This is a genomic window from Bacteroides sedimenti (assembly GCF_040365225.1).
Taxonomy (GTDB): Bacteria; Bacteroidota; Bacteroidia; order Bacteroidales; family Bacteroidaceae; genus Bacteroides; species Bacteroides sedimenti.
The window spans coordinates 2,701,563-2,725,019 of the sequence record NZ_AP028055.1; the positions used below are offsets into that span (position 1 = coordinate 2,701,563).

At 36.7% G+C, this 23,457-nt stretch carries 20 protein-coding genes, 2 tRNA genes and 1 pseudogene; 8 read left to right on the forward strand and 15 right to left on the reverse strand.

Features of this window, described 5'->3' with window-relative positions; genetic code table 11:
• Window positions 1–45 precede the first annotated feature (45 nt).
• Both rhaB and ABWU87_RS10805 read right to left on the reverse strand, forming a co-directional pair.
• Window positions 46–1,524: a rhamnulokinase gene (gene rhaB, locus ABWU87_RS10800; protein WP_353330617.1), complete on the reverse strand. Its 1,479-nt coding sequence runs from the start codon at window positions 1,522–1,524 to the stop codon at window positions 46–48.
• Between the two features lie 293 nt (window positions 1,525–1,817).
• Entirely contained in the window at window positions 1,818–3,938 is a 2,121-nt protein-coding gene (locus ABWU87_RS10805; protein WP_353330619.1) for a GDSL-type esterase/lipase family protein, read from the reverse strand.
• Between the two features lie 597 nt (window positions 3,939–4,535).
• Here ABWU87_RS10805 and ABWU87_RS10810 point away from each other — a divergent pair.
• Window positions 4,536–6,104 (forward strand): rhomboid family intramembrane serine protease, encoded by a 1,569-nt coding sequence (locus tag ABWU87_RS10810; RefSeq protein ID WP_353330621.1) that lies wholly within the window; start codon window positions 4,536–4,538, stop codon window positions 6,102–6,104.
• 390 nt (window positions 6,105–6,494) lie between these two features.
• Window positions 6,495–7,220: a DUF6064 family protein gene (locus tag ABWU87_RS10815; protein WP_353330623.1), complete on the forward strand. Its 726-nt coding sequence runs from the start codon at window positions 6,495–6,497 to the stop codon at window positions 7,218–7,220.
• 155 nt (window positions 7,221–7,375) lie between these two features.
• On the opposite strand, the gene ABWU87_RS10820 is transcribed toward ABWU87_RS10815, so the two are convergent.
• Window positions 7,376–7,459: transfer RNA gene (locus tag ABWU87_RS10820), tRNA-Leu, on the reverse strand.
• Window positions 7,460–7,605: 146 nt separating this feature from the next.
• On the opposite strand from ABWU87_RS10820, the gene ABWU87_RS10825 reads away from it, so the two are divergent.
• Window positions 7,606–8,688 (forward strand): mannose-1-phosphate guanylyltransferase, encoded by a 1,083-nt coding sequence (locus tag ABWU87_RS10825; RefSeq protein ID WP_353330625.1) that lies wholly within the window; start codon window positions 7,606–7,608, stop codon window positions 8,686–8,688.
• Between the two features lie 55 nt (window positions 8,689–8,743).
• Here ABWU87_RS10825 and ABWU87_RS10830 read toward each other — a convergent pair whose 3' ends face one another.
• From ABWU87_RS10830 to ABWU87_RS10840, 3 genes are all read right to left on the reverse strand, one after another.
• A complete protein-coding gene (locus ABWU87_RS10830) occupies window positions 8,744–9,157 on the reverse strand; it encodes an HIT family protein (RefSeq protein ID WP_353330627.1) in 414 nt (137 codons plus the stop codon).
• A gap of 10 nt (window positions 9,158–9,167) precedes the next feature.
• Complete coding sequence (greA, locus tag ABWU87_RS10835; protein WP_353330629.1) at window positions 9,168–9,632, reverse strand: transcription elongation factor GreA; 465 nt, start codon at window positions 9,630–9,632, stop codon at window positions 9,168–9,170.
• Between the two features lie 207 nt (window positions 9,633–9,839).
• Complete coding sequence (locus tag ABWU87_RS10840) at window positions 9,840–10,991, reverse strand: DUF4369 domain-containing protein (RefSeq protein WP_353330631.1); 1,152 nt, start codon at window positions 10,989–10,991, stop codon at window positions 9,840–9,842.
• Window positions 10,992–11,210: 219 nt separating this feature from the next.
• On the opposite strand from ABWU87_RS10840, the gene pnp reads away from it, so the two are divergent.
• Window positions 11,211–13,346, forward strand: a complete 2,136-nt coding sequence (gene pnp, locus ABWU87_RS10845; RefSeq protein WP_353330633.1) for a polyribonucleotide nucleotidyltransferase — start codon at window positions 11,211–11,213, stop codon at window positions 13,344–13,346.
• A 209-nt stretch (window positions 13,347–13,555) separates the two neighbouring features.
• On the opposite strand, the gene ABWU87_RS10850 is transcribed toward pnp, so the two are convergent.
• Entirely contained in the window at window positions 13,556–13,798 is a 243-nt protein-coding gene (locus tag ABWU87_RS10850; protein WP_353330635.1) for a hypothetical protein, read from the reverse strand.
• A 268-nt stretch (window positions 13,799–14,066) separates the two neighbouring features.
• On the opposite strand from ABWU87_RS10850, the gene ABWU87_RS10855 reads away from it, so the two are divergent.
• The gene (locus tag ABWU87_RS10855) at window positions 14,067–14,480 is read left to right on the forward strand and encodes a hypothetical protein (RefSeq protein WP_353330636.1); all 414 of its coding nucleotides are present in this window, start codon (window positions 14,067–14,069) and stop codon (window positions 14,478–14,480) included.
• Between the two features lie 296 nt (window positions 14,481–14,776).
• The gene (locus tag ABWU87_RS10860) at window positions 14,777–16,075 is read left to right on the forward strand and encodes a T9SS type A sorting domain-containing protein (RefSeq protein WP_353330638.1); all 1,299 of its coding nucleotides are present in this window, start codon (window positions 14,777–14,779) and stop codon (window positions 16,073–16,075) included.
• A gap of 350 nt (window positions 16,076–16,425) precedes the next feature.
• Here ABWU87_RS10860 and ABWU87_RS10865 read toward each other — a convergent pair whose 3' ends face one another.
• The 8 genes and pseudogenes from ABWU87_RS10865 to ABWU87_RS10900 all read right to left on the reverse strand — a co-directional run bounded on the left by ABWU87_RS10865 (window position 16,426) and on the right by ABWU87_RS10900 (window position 22,183).
• Complete coding sequence (locus ABWU87_RS10865) at window positions 16,426–16,785, reverse strand: transposase (RefSeq protein WP_353330640.1); 360 nt, start codon at window positions 16,783–16,785, stop codon at window positions 16,426–16,428.
• Between the two features lie 117 nt (window positions 16,786–16,902).
• Window positions 16,903–17,709 carry a transposase gene (locus ABWU87_RS10870; protein ID WP_353334457.1) on the reverse strand — a complete coding sequence of 269 codons (807 nt, stop codon included), beginning with the start codon at window positions 17,707–17,709 and terminating at the stop codon, window positions 16,903–16,905.
• A 120-nt stretch (window positions 17,710–17,829) separates the two neighbouring features.
• Window positions 17,830–18,138: pseudogene (locus tag ABWU87_RS10875) on the reverse strand (transposase family protein); the annotation flags it as partial.
• A 571-nt stretch (window positions 18,139–18,709) separates the two neighbouring features.
• Window positions 18,710–18,793 (reverse strand) — tRNA-Leu (locus tag ABWU87_RS10880).
• Between the two features lie 337 nt (window positions 18,794–19,130).
• Window positions 19,131–19,523, reverse strand: a complete 393-nt coding sequence (locus ABWU87_RS10885; RefSeq protein WP_353330642.1) for a lipocalin family protein — start codon at window positions 19,521–19,523, stop codon at window positions 19,131–19,133.
• Between the two features lie 158 nt (window positions 19,524–19,681).
• Window positions 19,682–20,080: a hypothetical protein gene (locus ABWU87_RS10890; protein ID WP_353330644.1), complete on the reverse strand. Its 399-nt coding sequence runs from the start codon at window positions 20,078–20,080 to the stop codon at window positions 19,682–19,684.
• Between the two features lie 585 nt (window positions 20,081–20,665).
• Entirely contained in the window at window positions 20,666–21,121 is a 456-nt protein-coding gene (locus ABWU87_RS10895; RefSeq protein WP_353330646.1) for a JAB domain-containing protein, read from the reverse strand.
• Window positions 21,122–21,328: 207 nt separating this feature from the next.
• A complete protein-coding gene (locus tag ABWU87_RS10900) occupies window positions 21,329–22,183 on the reverse strand; it encodes a Dam family site-specific DNA-(adenine-N6)-methyltransferase (protein WP_353330648.1) in 855 nt (284 codons plus the stop codon).
• 83 nt (window positions 22,184–22,266) lie between these two features.
• Between ABWU87_RS10900 and ABWU87_RS10905 the strand changes: the two genes are divergently transcribed.
• Both ABWU87_RS10905 and ABWU87_RS10910 read left to right on the forward strand, forming a co-directional pair.
• The gene (locus tag ABWU87_RS10905; protein WP_353330650.1) at window positions 22,267–22,518 is read left to right on the forward strand and encodes a helix-turn-helix domain-containing protein; all 252 of its coding nucleotides are present in this window, start codon (window positions 22,267–22,269) and stop codon (window positions 22,516–22,518) included.
• Window positions 22,505–23,356, forward strand: coding sequence for a DUF7687 domain-containing protein (locus ABWU87_RS10910; protein ID WP_353330652.1), 852 nt, complete (start codon window positions 22,505–22,507; stop codon window positions 23,354–23,356). Before ABWU87_RS10905 ends, ABWU87_RS10910 begins: the two co-directional genes overlap by 14 nt.
• The last annotated feature ends 101 nt before the right edge of the window (window positions 23,357–23,457 follow it).

The following is a 23,457-nucleotide window of genomic DNA, read 5'->3' on the forward strand; positions in this document are numbered from 1 at the left end:
CATAATCAGCCATCGGCATTGAAACGTCGCAAAGATAGTGATATTTTATATGTTTTCCCTGAATACTTTTAGGAAAGCGACATACCCTTCATCCCATATATCTTTTTCGACAGGTTCAAAGACATTCACGTCTATCGAAGCACAAATCATTTCACGCATCTGCTGAATACTGGAAACAACTCCCGCAGCTTTTGCCTGCAGCATGATATTCCCGATTGCCGTCGCTTCCGAAGGACCTGCCACAACCTTTATTCCTAATGCATTTGCAGTAAAAGAGTTCAGTAGATTATTCTTAGACCCGCCTCCAATCACATGCAGACGTTCAATAGAGAAAGGAGCCACCCTTTTCAGGTTTTCAAGCGTATAACGATAAATCAGAGCCAGACTTTCAAAAATACATCGAGTAATTTCTCCATAGGTTTCGGGGACCGCTTGCTCTGTTGTTTTGCAATAATGTTTGATGGCTTCAATCATCGAAACCGGATTGGCAAAGCAAGAAGCATCCGGGTTAATCAGACTTCTGAAAGCAGGTGCCTTCATAGCTGCCTCAATTAAATCTGTATACGAGTAATCAGCCACCATTGCCCACTCTTTGCGGCAGCGTTCCAGCAGCCACATTCCGCAAATTGTTTTCATAAAACGGGTAGTTCCTTCCACACCACCTTCATTAGTGAAATTCATTTTAAAACTCTCCTCGTTGATAAACGGCTGTTCAAGTTCAATACCCATTAGTGACCAGGTACCCGAGCTTAAATAGGCAAAGTTCTTATCAGGTGCTGGCACCGCAGCAACAGCAGAGGCTGTATCATGTCCGGCAACAGCAATCACCGGAACAGAACTCAGTCCGGTCTGCATCTGCACCGATTTGGACAGGATACCTACTTTCGTTCCTGGATATACAAGCTTTCCAAAAGTCTTCCTGGGAAGTTCAAGCAACTCCAGCAAAACTGGTTCAAACTCCTTTTTTATTGGGTTTATTAACTGTGAAGTTGAAGCAATTGTATATTCCGTTACTATTTCACCGGTGAGCATATAAGACAGAGCGTCAGGAGTAAACAATATTTTATCGGTTACCGGCAATACGGAAGAACTATTCTTTTTCATGGCTGCCAGCTGATACAGAGAATTGAAGTTCATTATCTGAATGCCAGTCATTTGGTAAATATCTTCCCGAGGAATGCGCTTGAAGAGTTCTTCGGGCAAACCTATCGTATGAGGATCACGATAACTATAAGGGTTACGCAGAATTTCACCATCTTTACCTACACAAACAAAATCAACTCCCCAAGTATCAACCCCTATTGACGCGATAGGTATTTTTTCTTTCGAAACCTGATTCAGGCCGTTTATTATTTCATGGTAAAGAGCATATATATCCCAATAAAAATGCCCATTCACCTCAATGAGGTTATTTTGAAAACGAGTAAGTTCCCTTAACTCAATAGAGCCTTCTTTTACCATTCCCAGAATAGTACGACCACTGGTGGCTCCTAAATCGACTGCAAAAAAGCTTGTGTTCTTCATTCTAAAATTATCAGTTTAAAATCAATCAAAGGCAGGTAGTGCAAAAATATGCTATAAAATCGTGAATATTAATTTTAAGGCAAAAATTATTTAATTTTAAAGTCTATCGCCACAATTCTTCAAAACCGGCACATAGTACTATCGGTATATATATTCTTTTTCAACTATCCACCTTACAAAAGGGGTGAAATCTTATTATTACTATCAAAATTTCTTATAAACATTAATTTAATGCATGAATATCTGATGAATGAAAGATTCATTTATTACATGCAGATCGTGAGAATATGGATTTACTTTATTAGCTTTGAGATCTCTTCAGAAAACACCTGATAACCGTTAGTTGTCAGGTGTATATAATCCCCTCCATATAATCCTGATTTGATAGTCCCGTTTGCATCTACAAACCAGCTGGTAGGATTAATATACTTCACATCTTTAATAGGTTTTTTTGCCAAAATGGCATGTATTTGGTTGCACTTGATTCTGATATCACTTGAGACTTCCTTCCCTGCAGGCAAGAGCCCCAACAAAATTATTTGTGTCTGAGGCAGTTTTATCTTTGCTACATTGGCAACGGCAATGATACCTTCTGCTACTTGTTCAGGAGTGTCGGCTTCTCCAAAAAGATTATTAATTCCAATCGCAATTACTGCATATTTAGGATGACAAACATTATAGTTTACATATCTAATGCGCCACAACAGATTCTGAGTTCGGTCTCCTGCAATTCCAGCACTCTCCCATTGATTTTCCCCCACGGCTGCATCCATCGCTCTTTTCCCTGGCTTATAAGTCACTGCTTTTCGGTTACCTCCCCACCCTTGAGTAATTGAATTGCCTAACAATAACAGCTTCAAATTCTTTCCTTGAAGGGTAGCTGAAATATCCTCGGATATAGTGTGCCAGTCAGCGCCTTCTGTCCATCCAGCAGAAGCACGAAATTCATTTCCCGGAACGGGATGAATACATCTATTAACACTTCTACCAGTAGCCTTGAGTATAAAGCGAACAATCGTTGATGGGTTATTCAGCGAATGTGGATGGTGGTCCACTCCGGGTTTATGAACAACAGTGATCGGGTAGTTCAACTGTTTGAGTCGTTCTTCAAAGATTGCCGTATTTTCATCAACAGGCACCACTTTGTCTGCATCACCCACCACATGAATAACGGGGATTCTGTATTTAGCTATCACAGATACGCAATCAATAGGATTTCTCTTCCAGTTAAGCGCCTCTTGCTCATTACCGAAACCATATACTTGAAGCATTTTCCTGGTATCATCCGGCGAGCCTTCTGATTTGCCGGTTCCCATTGGCCAGCTTTTTATATCCATCACTGGGGCATCAGCGTAAATACAGGCTACTTTTTCCGGATTTTGAGTTGCCCAGTTATAAACAATTAAGCCTCCCCGACTCATACCTTCAAGTACAACTTTACTATTGAATCCAACTTTACGCAGCCTCCTGTATAAACTATTCCAGCGCTGCACTGCCTTATTCGATCCATACATATCGGCTACATCGCAATAAACTAAATGAAATCCATTCTCCAACAAGGCAATATCTGTTTGTGGTTCATGATCCCAAAAACGAGCTCGGATAATCCAGGGTCTCCCTACAGCCTCGACGTAAGGTTCAACTACCCGACATGTTGTTCCTTCATTAGTGAATTCGTACCCTTTATATCCATGGAAATTAAATCTTGCTTTACCTTGTATGTGAAGCGCTTTTGTAATATTAACCTTATTTCCTTGTTTTAGAGTGAGGCATTCAAATATTTTTTCAGCAATCATTCCAGCACCTATGGATGAGGGATGCAATTTATCAGGCATAAGGTGTTGTTCCCATTTATCACCAAAGAGGTTGTACAGATTGATAATTTCAAGTTGGTTTTCATAGGCCATTTTTTCAATGAACGTCCGGATCTCTCCTCCTATGAGCTGATCGCTGATTTCAGAGCCATCGGGTAAAAAGCATTTTACAGGAGTAAGCAGAATAATTCGAGGATGAGAGGATAAGTTCTTATAGCTATTAACCAGTGACATAAAATCGGCTTTCAGATCCTCTTTGTACTTCCAGTTCTGAGGTTTTGAATCATTTGTCCCCAGTTTAATAATCACAATATCTGGATTGAAAGACAACGATTCTTTATAAGCACTTGTCTTAATGTATGGGTAATCTCCTTTCGAGAGAAGTGTCCGACCGGATACTCCAAAATTCTGAACCAGATAGCCGCCTCCAAGATAAGCCTGTAGCTGGGCCGGATAACTGTTTTTATCACGATTAGGAATGCCTGCTCCATAGGTAATGCTATTTCCTATACAAGCGACTCTTATGACATTCCGGGCAAAGGTTTTATTGGCCAGAATCAACATAAAGCCTATGGCCAGTATAATTTTTAAGTTTTTCATCATCATTTATTTTTAAGGTAACTCAATCATTTATATTAAAATCGAACAGTCTGCTATCCTTGTTTTCGAATTGGTATCACCCTACCCTTGTTAGAAATAGAAAATACAGTCTTTTAATAAGCATATAACAAATAAAATGATAACCAGACAACTCAAAAGAAAGTACTATGTAGGCATCTTGCATCAATTTAAGGTTGTAATGATATATTCAATTTACATATAAACGCAACAAAAGTATATTATATCAATCAAGAAACTATCCATTTAACACTTAAAAAATTAAAAATACAACTATCCTATGCCCAAACAACATATAGATCTGCTCTTTTGTAAAAAGGTCTAAAAGATTTGGAAAATCATATTATTATCAAAAATAAGCAGCACAAACTTTCTACCCATCAAGTGTAATCGTCACGGATTAAAAATAATATTAGACAGACCGGTACTGCATTTCAATTATTGTTATATATTTGCCGACACATAATAGGGAATATTTTTAAACGAAATAAAACATATAATTCCTAGTATAAATCAATCACAAACACATTATTGAAACAAAAATCAGGAACAAAATAAGTTTCAAAACGATCAAATAAAATGAAAACATACATCGCAAAAGTAAAACACATCATACCAACTTACCTCATCATATCTCTTTCAACCATGGCCGGACTGCTCCTTTTCCGCTGGCTTTTTACAATTCAATTTGAAATCATTGACATCAAGGAAGATATCTGGAATTTTTGGATCCCAGCACTACTCCCATGGATTCCGATACTGATTTGGTTAGAACCTAGATTCAAAGACTTAACCTCCAAGGATGACACCGATAGATCAAGCACCATCTTCACCTTTGTTTCAGGAGTTACCCTGGCTGCATGCCTTATAATTTCACAAGAGTATCTAACAACAGCAACCGGAAAACTGGAACTATTACAATATCCTAGTGAAATAACCGTTAAGCCAAAAGCCCGTTTTTACAAGATAAATAGATATAAAATTGAAAAGGACTTTATAAGCTATTACACTGACATTCAATTAAGCGGGAAGTATAACAAGCATTTGGATATTTCGATTTACTTTGTTTTCCCCATTGATGCTGACAACGTAAAGAGCGATACGGTGGTATACTCAACCAATTGTCGGCTTTGGTATGGGACAATCTTCAAGAAACAGATCAGCAATCGAATCAGCAGTAAAAAGAAAGATTCATTATATTACGAATTTTTCAAAGAATGTTCAGAAACAGCCCAGAAATACAGACTAAACAACATCGATCACTTTGAAAGAATTCCATCATCTAAAAATAGAAGCTCTTTCTTAGAGGCAATTAATAAAGTTACTGTGAATCAAAAAGAAGATCAGATAATTGTCTTGAAAGGTATAAGTGAACCATACGATCAACGCAACGGGAATAAGTTTGCATGGATTTTTGGTTCATTTGGGATCGGCCTTTCAATTCTGCTTTTCTTACTTATTTTCACAGGATTCGACAACAAAGAGAAAGTGCGACTCCTATGCGGCAAAAAATCCAAGAATAGCGAATTGACCGAAATACTTAAATACCTGATTCCAAGAGATGAACATTTTATAACCTCCATAATTATCGACCTAAACCTTATAGTCTTCATTCTGATGGTTTTAGCAGGAGTTGACATTATGAGTCCAAATGGGAAAGAGCTTCTCCAGTGGGGAGCAAACCTCAGATCGGCAACAACAGACGGAGAATGGTGGAGACTCTTCACCAGCATGTTTGTGCATGGTGGATTAATACACCTTTCCTGCAATATTTATGGACTAGTGCTGGCAGGATTGTTCGTCGAACCGATATTCGGCAGAAAAAATTATCTCATAATTTACATCATATCCGGCCTTTTGGGAAGCATCGCTAGCATTTTATGGTACAATGCCACAATAAGCGTTGGCGCTTCAGGAGCCATATTCGGACTGTACGGAGCAATTCTCGGCCTTCTGTTAACCAACGCCATACCGAAAACAGGAAAGAAATTGATACTTTCATTGATTGGCTTTTTCGTTGTCATCAATTTATTAATGGGGCTAACAGGAGGTGTTGATAATGCCGCTCACATCGGGGGTCTGGTAAGTGGAACAATAATTGGACTAATATTATACAAGATCAAGAATGCGATAGAAGAGCTAATCTAAGCAAGGCATCTTGCCGTAGAAAGAGGTATTTAGAAACTATTCTTTTGAATCATTGTGGAAACCGGTCGTTTGTTTTATGAAATAAGTTGTTCTTGCACTCAATAATTCATTTAGGACTAACAGCAATCAGGATACCAGGCAAAAATACATTAACATAAATAAGTAACAATTAAGATTGTGATTGTTTTTTTAAATCTCTAGTCGGGGATTTATTTCTAATTTTGCAGCCCAATTTAATACACTTTATTTGAAGCTGAGAAGTGAGAGAAACGAAAGCAGATTTTAAAATAAGAATCTTTGCTTTTATTATCGGAAGTTCAACATCAACACCAGCTCTTATAAGGCAGACTCAACAAACGAATAAGCTACTAATTAAACTATTTAGGAATTATGGAGACGTTCTGGAACACAATTGCCCAATACAATGCTGCAACTTGGGGGTATCAGATATTACTAACAGTGATTGCAATAGCATTAACTATCTCATTATTCACAAACCCAACAAAAATCATACAACGAACTATGAAATTGTTTCTTGCATTGCTTAATGCATGGATTGCAATAGTTTATTATTACATATATTGTGAACCAAGAAGCTTAAACAATGTATTTACATTATTTTGGGGAGTAATGACACTATTTTGGTTATATGATTTTCTATTTGACCGTACCCCTTTTGAGAGAACATATAAATACGACAAGCTATCCATTCTACTTTGTTTGCTTCCACTAGTTTATCCACTCTTCTCACTAGCACGTGGTCTTCATTTCCCGATGATGACCTCACCGATTATGCCTTGCTCTGTTGCTGTATTTACAATTGGATTACTACTTGCATTTTCCAAGAGAAGGAATATTTTTCTGATTCTGTTTCTGTCTCATTGGGCTTTAATTGGTTTTACCAAAGTATACTTCTTCAAGATACCGGAAGATTTTCTTTTAGCAAGCTCTTCAGTTCCGGCACTCTATCTTTTCTTCAAAGAGTATATAAACTCAAATTTGCATAAATCCTCAAAGCCAAAAGCAAGACTTCTTAATCTTGCATTAATAACATTATGCGGCATCATCGGTTTCATATTTTCAATAACCATGATAAATGAGATTTGTCAAATGTAAACTTCAATATTTACGAAGTTTCTACAATGCGGGATAAATGCAAAGACAGCTTTATTCCCTTTTTTTGAGGCAATCTATTTATCAGGATAAAATATGATTTACACCACTCAAAAACAAAAAAGCTCCTCAATCAACTGATTGAGAAGCTTTCTTTGTACCCAGAGCCGGGATCGAACCGGCATGGAAGTGAATCCACTGGTGTTTGAGACCAGCGCGTCTACCAATTCCGCCATCTGGGCGAATTGCGAGTGCAAAGATACGGCTTTTTTTCATATTTGCAAGACTAGAGAAAGAAAAAGTTGAAAAAAATAGAATTCTATAGAGGAGGTTAGCCTTTTTATAAAATAAATGCTACCTTAGCAGAAACTTTAAAACAGGTATTATCATGACAAACAGCAATAATTATTGTGTAATCATGGGTGGAGGTATCGGAAGCCGTTTCTGGCCTTTTAGTCGTAAAAGCCTCCCAAAACAATTTCTTGATTTCTTCGGAACAGGTCGTTCACTCCTTCAACAAACATACGACAGATTCAGCAAAATAATTCCCTCTGAAAATATATTCATCGTAACTAATGACTTGTATGCTTCTCTAATTCAGGAGCAGCTTCCTGAACTCTCACCCAACCAGATCCTTCTAGAACCAACACGCAGAAATACAGCACCTTGCATTGCCTGGGCATCTTACCATATTCACTCATTAAATCCTAATGCCAATATCGTTGTAGCTCCTTCAGACCATTTGATATTAAAGGAGGATGAGTTTCTGGAAGCAATCGGAAAAGGATTAAAATTTGCAGAAAAAAAATGCAACCTACTTACTCTGGGCATCAAGCCCAATAGACCGGAAACAGGTTACGGATACATTCAAGTAGATGAACAAAAAGACGGTGAGTTTTACAAAGTAAAAACGTTTACAGAAAAACCAGAACTAGAATTAGCCAAAGTATTTATTGAAAGCGGAGAGTTTTATTGGAATTCCGGATTGTTCATCTGGAACGTAAATTGCATCTTGAAAGCATTCAATGAACTACTACCTGAACTGGTTGCTAAGTTGGCACCCGGGGTTGGGTTATATGGCACAGACAAAGAGAAAGCATTTATCAACGAATATTTCCCAGCCTGCCCTAATATCTCCATCGATTTCGGAATCATGGAAAAAGCGGACAATGTATATGTACTAATGGGAGATTTCGGATGGTCTGACCTAGGAACCTGGGGGTCACTATATGACCTATCGCCAAAAGACAACAATCAGAATGTGTGCTTAAAATGTGAATCTCTTACCTACAACAGTAAAAACAATATCGTAGTGTTACCCGAAGGTAAATTAGCCGTGCTCCAAGATATGGATGGATACTTAATTGCAGAATCGGATAACGTGTTGCTGATTTGTAAAAAGGAAGAAGAGCATGCAATAAGAAAGTTTGTGAATGATGCTCAGATTAAAATGGGAGAGGATTATATTTAATAAAATCGATTATAAAAAGAATGCGCATTGATATTATCTATCATGCGCATTCTTTTTATAAATCAGTTTTGTTATTTTCCCAAACACTCTTAATTGAATCTGCAATAGTTGCAAACTCTTCATTGGAAAGTGCCAGTTTAGGATTTGAAATTATCATATCAGATTCCTTGTTGATCGGTATAAGATGAATATGAGCGTGAGGAACTTCCAGACCCATCACCGCAACCCCAATTCTTTTACAAGGAATTACTTTCTCAATAGCAGAAGCTACGCTTTTTGCGAAAAGATGCAACCCAGCAAACTCTTCATCTTCTAAATCAAAAAGATAATCAACCTCATGTTTTGGAATAACAAGCGTATGTCCTTTAACCAAAGGGTTAATATCTAGGAATGCATAAAAACGGTCGTTCTCTGCTACCTTGTAACTGGGAATGTCTCCTGCTGCAATTTTACTGAATATTGTTGCCATTTGCGGTTAATTAAAGAGAGATATTAAGTACTTCCAATGAAATATTTCCTTGTGGAACTGCAATATGAGCCACATCACCCACTTTCTTACCCAAGAGTCCCTGAGCAATAGGTGTCTTAACTGACAATTTTCCTTCTTTCAGATTTGCTTCGCTTTCAGAAACAATAGTATATTTCATTTTCATTCCATTCTTCAGGTTTTTCAATTCAACCTTATTCAAAATCTGAACTGAATCCGTTTTTAATTTTGATTCATCGATAATTTTTGCGCTGGAGATAATTGTCTTCAACTGATTAATCTTCATCTCGAGCATGCCTTGCGCCTCTTTTGCTGCATCATATTCAGCATTCTCTGATAAGTCTCCCTTATCTCTCGCTTCAGCAATCTGCCTTGAGATTTCCGGACGGTTAACGGTTTCCAGAATTCTCAATTCCTCAACTAACTTTTTGTAACCCTCTTCAGACATATAAGCCATGATTCGATCCTCCTTTATTAATTAATAAAATGCTTTTAATTTTAAACAATTAAACCGTCATATAAACAAAAAAGAATTCCAACATTTACATGTCGGAACCCTCTTTCATTTAAATACTATGCAAAGATAGGCTTTTAAACAATACGTGTCAAGCAAAATTGTATGCTTTGTAACATGTTTAACAAAAAAGCCCTAAATATTAGCAATTTAAAGCAGTTTTTTCACTTCTTCCTCTAAATTCTTAATATTCTCATCACGCTTTTTAAGTTCGTTATTTCTATCAATTACGAAAAACGAAGGGACTTTCGATATATTATACACAGAAACATATCTTGACTGCAATCCATTGTCATCATGAACACAAACCCAAGGCAGATTATCAGCAGATGTTTTCCAGAAATGTTCATCAGTATCTAAAGACACTTGATAGATTTGCAATCCTTGAGATGCATATTTGTTATACAGATCACGTAATGCATAGTTATGTGCAACTCCTCCTTCTGCTTGATAAACAGTAAAGTCTAGAATCACCACTTTCCCTTTCAGGTCACTCAATTTACGAGACACGCCGTTAATATCCTTCAGATTGATATCAATCAAACCTGATTGCGATAGTTTTTCCTGAGGCAATTCGATTATTTTTTGTTTACCTGGACGGGTATTCTTCAGTCCTTTAATAACGATATTATATAGATTCTTCGACCGGTCAGCATCAGGATATGCATTATTCAAGCTGGTTGCAACTGCTTGGAAACATTTGATATCATCCTTGCTATACATCGGATCAAAAAGCATATAGCCATTTACTTTCTGAAACAAGGCAAAATAAGCGTAGGTCATATTGGGAGCAGCAAAGATATATTTCATTTTCACCTCATCTTTGTATTTCTTTACCATACCAGCCACACTATCTTCGAATACATCGGAGGAAATCTTGTTTTTCTGAGCCACCTTCACTAATGCATCGATTTTATTCTGCAATCCGATCTGTTTCAGGGTTAATTCTTTGATCTTATTACAATTTTCTGAACCTTCAACAGCATATCCGGTTGAAAAATCATTCAGTTTAGTCTTTATGGTAACCGTTTCTGTACTGTCAATAGAAACATTAATAACTTTATCATCCAGTCTCAACCTGTAAAATTCAGGAGATTCAGGGCGCAATTGCTTAAAGCTAAACTCTCCTTCTCCCTTCAGCTTAACAGAATCGAGCGGCTCAACGTCGTTAATACCAGAGGCTTCCAGATATAACATTTTCCCATCGGCTCCAGCAACGGTTCCTTCAATTTTAAATTTCGGATTATTATTACAGGAAGCTAATATCAGAGTTCCCAATATGAATAAACTACTCTTTTTCATGGTTTGTATTCTTATTTATTTGCAAGTTTTAGATGTTTTTACTTGTTGCAAATATAGTTCTTTTCACGTTTAAGCAAAGCATTTACATGGTATCTTCTCTTTAAAAAATGAAAAAAAATGGATCTGAAGTAACTTTTTCGCTCATTTCCACTGTCTTAGAATAAGAATTGTATATCTTTGCGGTAATTTTGAAAGAAAGAAATAGATAAAACAATTTTTATGATCAACCCAATTGTTAAAACAATCGAGTTAGGAGATGGAAGAACCATCACACTCGAGACGGGAAAATTGGCAAAACAGGCAGACGGTTCTGTTATGCTTCGCATGGGAAACACCATGTTGCTTGCTACTGTTTGTGCCGCTAAAGATGCAGTTCCCGGAACAGATTTCATGCCTTTACAGGTAGAGTATAAAGAAAAATATGCAGCCTTTGGTCGTTTTCCCGGAGGTTTTACAAAAAGAGAAGGAAGAGCGTCGGATAATGAAATCCTGACTTGTCGCTTAGTCGACCGTGCTCTCCGCCCATTATTTCCAGACAACTACCACGCCGAGGTATTTGTAAATATCATCCTTTTCTCTGCAGATGGCGTAGATATGCCCGACGCATTAGCTGGTCTTGCAGCTTCCGCAGCATTAGCTGTATCTGACATTCCTTTCAACGGCCCAATCTCTGAGGTACGTGTAGCACGCATCGATGGTCAATTTGTAATCAACCCAACATTCGAACAGCTTGCAAAAGCAGACATGGACATTATGGTGGCTGCAACTTACGACAACATCATGATGGTTGAAGGTGAAATGAAAGAGGTTTCTGAAGCCGAGCTTCTGGATGCTATGAAAGTAGCCCATGAAGCAATCAAGGTTCATTGTAAAGCTCAGATGGAATTGACTGAAGCCGTAGGCAAAACAGTAAAACGCGAATATTGTCACGAAGTGAATGATGAAGATCTTCGTAAAGCTGTTCATGATGCATGCTATGAAAAGTCTTATGCAATTGCTGCTTCTGGAAACAAGAACAAACATGAACGCGAAGATGCATTCAATGCAATCCGCGAAGAATTTAAAGCTCAGCTCAGCGAAGAAGAATTAGCTGAAAAGGGAGCATTGATTGACCGTTATTACCACGATGTAGAAAAAGAAGCAATGCGCCGTTGCATCCTGGATGAGGGCAAACGTCTTGACGGAAGAAAAACAACTGAAATTCGTCCTATTTGGAGCGAAATTGGATATCTTCCAGGCCCTCACGGATCTGCAATCTTTACTCGTGGCGAAACACAATCACTAACATCAGTTACCTTAGGTACCAAGCTTGATGAAAAGATCGTTGACGATGTACTGGCTCGTGGAAAAGAACGTTTCCTTTTACATTATAATTTCCCACCATTCTCTACCGGCGAAGCAAGACCACAACGTGGTGTAGGTCGTCGCGAAATTGGTCACGGAAACTTGGCTCACAGAGCCCTTAAAGGAATGATTCCTGAAAACTATCCTTATGTAGTCCGTATAGTATCTGAGATTCTTGAATCAAACGGTTCCTCTTCCATGGCAACCGTATGTGCCGGAACACTGGCATTAATGGATGCAGGTGTGAAGATTAAAAAACCGGTATCTGGAATCGCAATGGGATTAATTAAAAATGCAGGCGAAGAGAAATTTGCTGTATTGTCTGATATCTTAGGTGATGAAGACCACTTGGGAGATATGGACTTCAAGGTTACCGGAACTAAAGACGGTATCACTGCTACTCAAATGGACATCAAGGTAGATGGACTTTCATTCGAAATCCTTGAAAAAGCGCTGAATCAGGCAAGAGACGGACGCATGCACATTCTTGGCAAGATTGTTGAAACCATCCAAGAACCACGTGCCGACCTGAAAGATCATGCTCCACGTATTGAAACGCTTACTATTCCTAAAGAATTCATCGGTGCTGTAATAGGCCCGGGTGGAAAAATTATTCAGGGAATGCAGGAAGAGACTGGTGCAACCATCACAATTGAAGAAGTTGAAGGCGTTGGAAAGATTGAAGTTTCAGGCACAAATAAGGCTTCTATCGACAGCGCTATGCGTTTAATTAAAGGCATTGTGGCGGTACCAGAGATTGGAGAAGTGTACAAAGGTAAGGTTCGTTCTATCATGCCTTATGGTGCATTCGTTGAATTCCTTCCTGGAAAAGACGGATTGCTTCACATCTCTGAAATAGACTGGAAACGTCTTGAAACAGTAGAAGAAGCTGGTATTAAAGAAGGCGACGAAATCGACGTGAAGTTGATTGACATCGATGCTAAGACTGGTAAATTCAAACTTTCAAAGAAAGTTCTGACTCCACGTCCTCCTAAAAAAGAAGAGAAGTAATATCCCATCTATTTTAATATAGAGCAGCCTCAGTTAAATAAGGCAATCTATATTTTAATTGGATAAGCTCAAAATATAGATCCTCTTATTATAGCGCATTTCTTCAAAGAATGCAGCATAATAAGAGGATTTTTTGTCAACAGAAACGCTTTTCGTTGGATTCTGAGAAATATAAAAATTAGCGAGACAAACGCCTCGCTAAACCTTATTCAAGCTTTATGTGCATGCCGCCCTTTACAAGCCACCATATTTGTCTTACCTGGCTTAAACATGAGGTGCTTGATTCGGTCTCCAAACCGTTCGTGCATGCTTGATTTACCTAACTTGGGGACAACCGGATTATTTGTTTTTCCTGGCTCGGGAAGTACCGAATGCGGCAATTTTTCTCCCCCATAATTCGGCATTATTCTGGTAATGAATTTCCCGAGATTACTCATCTTCTTCTTCTCCATGATAATTGAGTTTTAAAGTAACACCTCTATATATGTAACATTAATGATCTGCATTTGTTCGTTTATTCACCGCCTAAATTAACAACCGCAATCACCTTTTAAAAACACCATAAATGAGATAGGAAGACGTTCGTTAACAAACGAAATGACTTACGGTAAGAAACAAGTTTCACTATCGAAAAAAGAATATTTAACCGTTTATATTTGTAAGAAACAGCAATAATACACTTTCTTTGCCCTATTATATATCTGCAAAAATAAGAAATTGATGATTTTCAAAGTAAGCAACCGCACATTGTTCTTTACTGCAGGAGCAGTATGGATCATTGCCGGAATAAATATTTTAAAGATTGGCATTTCCACTTGGCTACTTGATATTCAAAACTGGGCATTCAAGCTAGGGGAGGCAACAACTGTCTTTTTTCTGTTTTTTTATCTTGTATTTTTAAAACTATATAGGAAACATTCCCTAAGGATAAGTCAGAAGAATAACAACAACTGCCTCTTTTCATTCTTTGATATAAAAGGATGGATTATCATGACTTTTATGATTTCACTTGGAATATCAATCCGGAAATACCAGCTTTTACCTTCCTCTTTTATCTCAGTTTTTTATACAGGATTGTCTGTTGCCCTGATTATAACAGGAAGTCTTTTCCTAAGACAAGGATTGAGAAACTGATATTGTTCTTCTCAACATATAAAAACAAAGTACAAGTTGCTTATCAACTGAGAAACAACAGAATAGAGGAAATATTTTTATTTTCAGCAAATGGTATGTTAAATAATTCTGTTTATTTCCTAATTACATAAAAAACACTCATCTTTATACATCACATTTACTAAAAGTCGTTATTAGCTGTGCACCATGTTATTGCAAGTTTTATTTAGCTAAGTATATTTTATAAAATAATCAGATAAGCTGTACATTTTGAAGTTTTCGAACTTACATATATGTTTAATTTAAAACTAAATCGCATGAAAAAAATTACACTATCATTAGCCATGGTATGCATTGGAGTTGCAATGACAGCTCAAACAGTTACAACAAACTGGTCGATCAGTAACAGTAGCGGCAATCCTCCGACACTTCCAGACGGAGGAGCCACATTACTCGACAACACAACAAGAAACTTCGCAGTCGGAACAGTGAATGGTAACGACCGCGTTTTCATTGTGACAAGAGCTGGCGGCACACCGAAAGTCTTGGTTTATAATTCCTCCGACGGGAACTATGTAGGCTCATTACCAACTGGAGACGTCATCACTACTGATGCTACAGTTAAATTTGCTGTGAACGACGGTGAAGTGACCGAAGATGGAAAACTACTGGTTACCAACATGGTGATGCCCGGAAACTTCAAAGTATATAAATGGGATAATGAAACATCCACCCCTACCGTTGCACTATCTTACACCTTCACATCGGGCAGATACGGCGACAACATCACCATTTCAGGCAATTACACAACCGGCACAGCAAAAGTATATGCAGTAAACAGGGTTCTTGGAACCACAAAAGTATTATGCTGGTCAATGATGCCAGATACTAGCAATCCAGGCTCGTATATATTCAATAATACACCTACTGAATTATTTGACGTTAGTGCTAATAACTCGAACCCAACCGTAGGCTTAAGACCGGATGGAGGTCTATATTTTAAGGACGGCGGATTGCAGATAGTAAAGCATTCTGCAACAGGAGAAGTACTTAGCAGCTCGCTTGCAAGCGTTGTATCATTTCCGGGACACACAGTACGCTATATAGGAACAGAGGGAACAGATGAATATATCGCTTATTTTAAATATAGTTTAACTGCTACTACAGCCGAAACAGCGCTCGAAAGAGTTGATATTTTAAAAGTTCCCGACGGCGATTTAAGTAAAGCAGCAGTTATTGCTACAACTCCATCATTAGGTTTTTCTGCAAACCCTAACGGTTCGGGAGATATAGTTGTTAGAAGAGTCAACAAGGACGTTGAGATATTTGCAATTTCGGCCACAAACGGCTTTGGCAAATATACCGTTAAAGATGTCTTCACTCAAACTGGCATACAAAACACCGAAAACAACAAAATTAAGATTGTATTCAATTCAGGAATCCTATCTGTTGAAGGTATTAATGCTACCGAAATTGAACTTTACAACACATTAGGCCAGATTGTTAAATCACAATCCGACAGTAACAAGATGGAAACCGGCAACCTGAAAGGTTTGTTCATCGTTAAAGTAAAGGCTGATGGAAAGATTGTAAAAACCACTAAGGTAATCATTTAAACCATCACGTACACGCTGTGATAACTTGAGATATTACGCAAATACGGAATATTGAGTAGAAAGCCTTGATTGACAAGAGTCTGTCAGGGCTTTTTCCTTTCATATCAATGCCGGAACTAAATTAATACAAACCAATCTAGCATTTAACAAATTGAACATTGAGCTCTTACAAAACAAATTAATTAAACTCCTAGACAGACTAATCAAAACAACGATAAAAACTACCCCAATCTTGTACATGATTGGGGTAACTCTTCGTGTTGTTTGAATTAACTCATTACCTTGTTTCTCTAGTCGATGGTTTTGGGTTGACTAATACTGCTCTAAATTCTGTAATGGGTGGTTCTTCGTCACTTTAGTTGAAAGCTTTTATTTGTTAGGATCATTTTCCTTTTTAGCAGTTCTAATCCGGCTCTTCCATACATTATTCTTTTTATAGCTTTAAGCTTATTCACAAATCCTTCAACAATTCCATTTGATATTGGGTAAATGATAGTATTTCTTACAGCTTTAATATCTAATTTTATTCCTATGATAAATGTTCTTAACTTAGATAGAGTTGTATTTTTATGTTTTTCAATCCATTGATCCAACAATTCAGCTTTGTTACCCATGATTGTTTTATAGAATGATTCGGCTGCTCTATATAAAGATTCAAACCATTTCAGCCCCATCAATATGCTCATTAAATCTTTATCTTTTTCATTCAATTTGTATTCTCGTATGCTTTTGAAAACAACAGCGGATATAGTTTTTACAGGTATTAATGGTTCTCGCTTGTCAACCGGTTTATCCTTTCTGATACATCCTGTTTTCTTTTCTCTTTTTCAGCAAAGATGCCTGTAATGGTAATAAAACGGACTAAGGCCCCCTGTAAAACCTTTATTTACGACATCCTTATAAGTGCTTTTTAATGTTTTTCCTTTGGCGCATTCACTCTCTACATATTGATCAAACTTATAATATTCATTCCTTGGACTGCTTCTTCTTATAGGAAGTGTTTCATACTGCATGTATTTACGGGCCGTTTGTCTGGCGATGTGCAATCTTCTTGCTATTGCATTAATCTTAAAACCTTTAGACTGTAGTTCTTTCACTTCATTAAACATGTTTATTCTAGAATCGGTTTTTTGCTCTATTTCGGTGGCCATTTCTGTGATTCCCTCTAGTTTCTCTAATGGAGTTTTATTCATAGGTACTTCTTCCGGGCGAATTGCTTTTCTATAATCCGAATAATTATCGATTATTATTTTGGTAACACAATCAAGCATATTCTTTACTAAATGAAATCTGTCGGCAACTTCCGCTATATCTCTCCCTGTATTTGCTATAGCCGAAGAATAATTCGTGGACCGGTCACGGCTGACCAGATTTACATCGGAATGTTTTCTTATCCAACATTCAAAGCTCTCCGTTTCTCTGTCAGCAAGCAAATCAATTACGTCTCTCGTCTTTAAATCAACAAGAATACTCCCATAAGTTACTCCCTTGCGAAAAACCCAATCATCTACACCAAGAGTTGTTATGACTCCACAATCAGGTATATCCATCCGATAGATTGTTCTCAGAACCGTGCTGGGACTCACCGGGATTTGCATTGATTTCAATGATACCCCGGTATTTATGGCGGACATTCTTACTCCAAGATTACCAATAATAGTTTCACAACGTTTAGTGCGCCTTCTATATCTGCATATTTCATCTCCGGGTTGTTCCGCAAAAGTTTTCTTCGAACAAATTGTATTCTTGCAGAAAAACTTACGGGCTTGAAAAAATATACTGACTTTATGGTTTAGAACAGGCAAATCTCTCAGAGTACGGGCATAAACACTATGCACCTTATAACTTATCGCTCCACAATATGGGCAAACACCAAATGTTTTTGAGGATTTTAAATATAAAATAATTTCTGTGTCTATAACCCTTAATGATTCAACATGAAGCATTGAAGATTTGAAAATTTCGTTGAAGGGGTGTATTGTATCGGAAAAAGTTTCAGTTGTTCTAAAACTCGGTTTTAGGGTTTTATTGTTATATTTGTTCTTGTTAGGATATTTAGGCATTGCTTTGTTCTTTCTGTTTGGCGATATAAAAATGCAAAATATACGCCTAATATCCTAACTATTAAACATGTACGAAATGATAAATGCACACATTAAAAAGTGTTATGTGTGTATTTGGAATCAAAATAAGTACAAAGATATAACCTTCAACTAAAGTGACGAAGAACCTAATGGGTTGACTAATTTATCTATAAAACTGATTTGGGTTGTCTTTTATATTTATAGTGCAGATATACAGAAATATACTACTATAGTATTAGCCACCTGGGTGGTAGAGGTGGTAGCAAAAGAATGCTTTTTAGCTTTCTGAAAAATGTAAATTGAAAAATCTTCAAAAAGATTTTTTTGCAATTACGATTTACAGAACGATAAAAAGAATGTTTTCACTGCCACACTGCCACTAAAAATATTTACATAGCATTTCACCATAAGATTGTAACAGCGAATTGGGTTGATTTTGCTATGAGATTCTCAGAATTCGGTATAACCCTAAAAAGATTATTATTTCGAAGGAAATATAAAAGCAAAAGCTCCGTAAATCAATGATTTACAGAGCTTCCGACTTACTGTGTACCCGAAGTGGGACTTGAACCCACACAGCTGCAATAGCCAAAGGATTTTAAGTCCTTCGTGTCTACCATTCCACCATCCGGGCATCCTTGATAGAGCAATCCTCGTGTCAGCCTAGGCATCCTTATTCTTCGTAATAGACATTTTGCATGCCACTATTTCTCTGGTTTAACTCTCAGTTTAACTGAAGCTGTAAAATCAAGATTGATTAATAATTTAATTGTTTAATTCTAAATTCAATATTGGTACAGAATCCTTGAAGGCATATAAAACAGAGATCCCAAATTCCTTACCAATTCTGTAAAGGTAGCCATTTATTAGCATTATCATTCTTAGCTATAGTAAAAGTCACTATATAAATGAAGAAAGACAGCAAATGAATTGCTTCGCCTGCCGTCTCCTTATAAATGTAGAATGAATTTTTACTGTTTACTTTGCTTATATAGGACAAAAGTATCTGTCTGAGTTTTCCCGTTCTCTACGTAAGTAGAAGTTAAAGTTAATTTTGTCTCAGTGAGTTCCTTAATTGTCATTGCACTTGTTTCACCTCCACCTGTAATAGTTAATGCAGTTCCACTGACCTTATAAGTTAATGATGTGGATTTATCCAATGTTGTGCCATTGTAAACTTCCCATTTACCTGTGCCGTCTGAATTGAACGTGTAAACATACTGCTCTACTGATGAATCCTCTGCCCAAGTTCCTACGATTGCAGTATTATTGCTACTAGGTTCATCGTCACTTTTGCTACAAGATGTAAAACCAACACACAAAACAACCATTACTAGGGTTGTAAATAATCTAACTGTTTTCATTATAAATTTGATCTGTGCCTACCTGTTCCCTCAAGTTGGCGTTAAAGTAATTACAAAGCATGGGAACTAACAACAAGATTGTTGAATGCTTCTTATTTTCTATTTGCTATTAGAACAAGGTGAGTTAAGCTGTTTTGAATGAACTCTTAAAACACACATTATAAAGTATGTTCAACCTCACCATCTATAAATTCGTTGAGTTTATATGTAACAAAACTATCCATTGCTTGATTGCTGATGTAAAATGCCATTGAATTAATCACGTCTTTACAATATCTTTTTTGGCGTGAACTTGTCAAACACCACTTCAACTTATATAGAAGTTCTATATGGTCTAGATCGTTTTGAGATGCAACATCTTCAAATAAACGTTCACTAATATTAATCTCTTTCTTTACCCTTTGTATATGATTACGAGGTCCTGAATCTTCTGGACACCCATGAATTTGTAAGAAATGTCTAATCATTGCGGATATTTCCAGAATCAAATAGTATTTAGCTTTCTCTTCTAATGTAGGGATGAAAACCCATGGAACTGAGTACTGTTTTATTGGCATAGTATTTCTGTTTGTAATTGTTTTAAGTTTGTTAGAAGAATAGGCAGTAGGCAATAATTGCTCCTATTGAAATGCCTATAAGAACTATAGTTCCCATTGTAAAATCATCTTTTTGCATGTTGTTGTAATTATATAGCCTTCCTGTTCCCTCTGGTAGGCGTTAGTATTAATAAGCAGGGAACTTACAACTAGGTAGTTGTATGCCTTTTATTCGCGTGTGTAATAGGATGGTAATTGTATTTTTCTTATAAAGGATTTATTTGCTAACTGTTCCCTTGGTTAGCGATTAAACACAACGAAGGCGTGGGAACTGCCCTATCATCTGTCCAGAGGTATCGCCAAACACCCACAATCCAAACAATAGAAACAGCCCACGCCCATATTGTATATCCTTAAGAAAAGGGTATGCGCAATGAACGTGAACGTTTGTCCCTACTATCCTTGGATTGTTCTAAAATTTGGCGATTTTCTGAACAAGGATAATATGTTAAACGCTTCGTATTCTCTAAAAATGTACTTCCGCTTTCGGAATTGGTACAAATATAGAGAAAAGCGTTTGTTTAGAAAAGGAAAAGTGAAAATTTATCAAATCAGTCCTTCATCAGTAAAGCTGTAGTAAGCCTCATTGCTTATAATTAGATGATCTAGTAAGCTTATTTTCATAATATTGGCAGCTTCTTTAACCCTCTGGGTTAAACGGTTGTCATCTCCACTTGGTTGAATATTTCCTGATGGATGGTTATGAGAAAGAATAATTCCGGACGCATTAGATAGAATAGCGGCTTGTAATATAATTCGTATGTCTGTTGTTGTCTCAGATATTCCTCCTTCTGAAATGCTTGTCACTCCAAGAACCTTGTTGGCTTGATTTAGTAGTACGACTTTGAATGACTCCTTGTGTTCTATGGTGTCTTTGTCATAGAAGTTGTCAATTAGTAGCTTGTAAACGTCTGCGGAGCTGTAAACTCTTAAACGTTCTGATGCTTTCACTTTGGGATGGTAGATTATCTTAACCTCGCTGACCTTATAAATGTTACTCATAATTCTATGCTTTAAATGGTTTGTTCTAAAGCAAGTTTGCCGATGTAATGAGGACTAGTTTTTAGAAGAAAGCTGGGATAAATACCCTTGTGTGTAAAGGCAGTTGAAATGCAATATTGATAGACGTACTCTAAGAAGGTTAGTTAACAAATAAAAAGCCTCACATATTTTGATGTGAAGCTCTAATATTTTTCTCCCAAATTTACTTTAATAAGTTAGGAGAAGTCTGTCTGAAACATTCTCGTTTTGCAAAGTACTTCCTTCTATTTGAAACCTTTTTAGCATGGAACTCCCACAGTTGATGAATATTTCTTTTTCAAATAAATCTGGAGGAATTGGTAAATCGCATGTTTTAGCTCCTGATTTCTTCTTTCCATCAATGCTTAATGCAACTTTCACTCCTTTAGATTTTGCGTGTTCTATTTCTTCAAAGAGTTCTTCCAATTTAAATTCCTGTGCTCCATATAATATGCTTTGACTATGTGAATAAGGTGGATCACAGTAAATAAAGTCCCCTTTTTGGGCTAAAGAAAAAGCCTCTCTATAATCCATCGATTTGAATGAAACATTCTTTAACCTTTCACGCCATTCATTAACTCTTCTCTCGAAGTTTGCGACAGGAATTGGCTTGTGTGCTCCACAAGGGGTAGACATGTAACCATCTGATTTTCTAAATCTTATAATCCCTCCATAACAGGCTCTTGAAAGAAAAAGAAAATCTGCCCCATTAGGGTTCTTGTTATATGAGTCTCTTATTTGTGCATATATATCTACTTTGTTTTCTTCTGTGATTAAATCACGCCTCTCCTTGTACCAATTAATAAGTTCATTGGGAGCATATGATAGCTTTTCCCATATATCCATTAAAGGAGTAAAAACATCAGAACCAACTCCTTTTTTAGGCGCTACAGTTGCTATAATTGCCCCACTTCCTAGAAATGGTTCATAAAACGTATCAAAATTAGGAGGGAAATATTTTGTTATCTCAAGTGCAAATTTTTGCTTATTTCCTACCCACTTTAAAAGTTGATTTTTTGGAGGTATATATCTGGGAGTATCCATTTTTCTATTTTTAGTGCAAAGATAATGATTCTATTCAGATATCCCAAAATGGGATATTGTAATTTAGTAATTACATTTGAACAATGAATAAATCGACGCATACTAAGGAATATAATCTTTTGCTTCAACTTTTGTACAGTTTAAGATTAAATGCTGGCTTTACTCAACTAGAGCTTGCTAAGAGAATGAATGTACCTCAGTCATATATTAGCAAAATTGAAAATGGAGAAAGAAGAATAGACATAATCGAATTAAGAAGTATATGCCATGCTCTAAATTGTGATATGGTCGATTTTGTAAAGGAACTTCAAAATAGAATAAATGAGAGCAAATGAATCGTTTTTAGGTAAACCTTTAGATTTCTGGGCTAATATAAGATTACTGAATCAGAAATTAGGGTATGTTGAAACTAAAAGTAAAAAGAATCCTGATCCACAAGGAATAGTACCGACTATTGATGATGTTAAAAGAGTTTACGCTCAAGAAGGCTTAGACTGTTCAGGTCTGATTAATGATGATAAGTGGACTCAGTTGGGCAATGAGATTATTGCTTATTTGCAATATAGAAGTGGTGCTTTGCAATTTGTTAAATCAAAGTTAATGGAGAAAGAAGAAGCTAAAAGTCTTTTCGACGAATTAAAAAGGGAATTGAATCCTTCATGTCCTCTGCCAATGAATAAGCAAACTGGGGATAAGAACGATTTTGCATTTTTGACAGGAATAGTAAATATGCTAGTTGAGTCTTCTTTAAAATTAAAAAGTTCAGAAGAAAGAGTTTGTGATTATGACCCTCGTAGTCTTACTTCAATTCGAAATTGTAACGGTCCTATAAGGACTCTTTCTCGAAGGCTTGATGGGGCTTATCCTTCCATTATAAATCCTAAAGCTATTTGGGAAATTAAGGAGTATTATTACACGACTACATTTGGCAGTAGAGTCGCAGATGGAGTATATGAAACTCAACTTGATGGTTGGGAATTATGGGAAATCAGATCTTCCTTAGGCATTCATATAGATCATTATTTAATCATAGATGATTATTTTACATGGTGGGAAAAGGGCAAATCATATTTATGCCGCATTATTGACCTTTTACACATGGGCTTGTTAACTGAGGCTTTATTTGGTAAAGAAGTTATAACTCGAATTCCTGAACTTGTAAGTTCTTGGTAATAAACTGCTTTAATGCGTAAATTTATTAATTGAAGCGATTTACTATCATTTACGACCTGATTAAATAAGAAGGAGTCTCATTAGATATCCTTCTTATTATT

What these genes read in the sequence shown, in the direction of transcription:
- rhaB (WP_353330617.1), bottom strand. Translation starts at nt 1,524, where the DNA reads ATGAAGAACACAAGCTTTTTTGCAGTCGATTTAGGAGCCACCAGTGGT.
- ABWU87_RS10805 (WP_353330619.1), bottom strand. Translation starts at nt 3,938, where the DNA reads ATGAAAAACTTAAAAATTATACTGGCCATAGGCTTTATGTTGATTCTG.
- ABWU87_RS10810 (WP_353330621.1), top strand. Translation starts at nt 4,536, where the DNA reads ATGAAAACATACATCGCAAAAGTAAAACACATCATACCAACTTACCTC.
- ABWU87_RS10815 (WP_353330623.1), top strand. Translation starts at nt 6,495, where the DNA reads ATGGAGACGTTCTGGAACACAATTGCCCAATACAATGCTGCAACTTGG.
- ABWU87_RS10825 (WP_353330625.1), top strand. Translation starts at nt 7,606, where the DNA reads ATGACAAACAGCAATAATTATTGTGTAATCATGGGTGGAGGTATCGGA.
- ABWU87_RS10830 (WP_353330627.1), bottom strand. Translation starts at nt 9,157, where the DNA reads ATGGCAACAATATTCAGTAAAATTGCAGCAGGAGACATTCCCAGTTAC.
- greA (WP_353330629.1), bottom strand. Translation starts at nt 9,632, where the DNA reads ATGGCTTATATGTCTGAAGAGGGTTACAAAAAGTTAGTTGAGGAATTG.
- ABWU87_RS10840 (WP_353330631.1), bottom strand. Translation starts at nt 10,991, where the DNA reads ATGAAAAAGAGTAGTTTATTCATATTGGGAACTCTGATATTAGCTTCC.
- pnp (WP_353330633.1), top strand. Translation starts at nt 11,211, where the DNA reads ATGATCAACCCAATTGTTAAAACAATCGAGTTAGGAGATGGAAGAACC.
- ABWU87_RS10850 (WP_353330635.1), bottom strand. Translation starts at nt 13,798, where the DNA reads ATGGAGAAGAAGAAGATGAGTAATCTCGGGAAATTCATTACCAGAATA.
- ABWU87_RS10855 (WP_353330636.1), top strand. Translation starts at nt 14,067, where the DNA reads ATGATTTTCAAAGTAAGCAACCGCACATTGTTCTTTACTGCAGGAGCA.
- ABWU87_RS10860 (WP_353330638.1), top strand. Translation starts at nt 14,777, where the DNA reads ATGAAAAAAATTACACTATCATTAGCCATGGTATGCATTGGAGTTGCA.
- ABWU87_RS10870 (WP_353334457.1), bottom strand. Translation starts at nt 17,709, where the DNA reads ATGTCCGCCATAAATACCGGGGTATCATTGAAATCAATGCAAATCCCG.
- ABWU87_RS10885 (WP_353330642.1), bottom strand. Translation starts at nt 19,523, where the DNA reads ATGAAAACAGTTAGATTATTTACAACCCTAGTAATGGTTGTTTTGTGT.
- ABWU87_RS10890 (WP_353330644.1), bottom strand. Translation starts at nt 20,080, where the DNA reads ATGCCAATAAAACAGTACTCAGTTCCATGGGTTTTCATCCCTACATTA.
- ABWU87_RS10895 (WP_353330646.1), bottom strand. Translation starts at nt 21,121, where the DNA reads ATGAGTAACATTTATAAGGTCAGCGAGGTTAAGATAATCTACCATCCC.
- ABWU87_RS10900 (WP_353330648.1), bottom strand. Translation starts at nt 22,183, where the DNA reads ATGGATACTCCCAGATATATACCTCCAAAAAATCAACTTTTAAAGTGG.
- ABWU87_RS10905 (WP_353330650.1), top strand. Translation starts at nt 22,267, where the DNA reads ATGAATAAATCGACGCATACTAAGGAATATAATCTTTTGCTTCAACTT.
- ABWU87_RS10910 (WP_353330652.1), top strand. Translation starts at nt 22,505, where the DNA reads ATGAGAGCAAATGAATCGTTTTTAGGTAAACCTTTAGATTTCTGGGCT.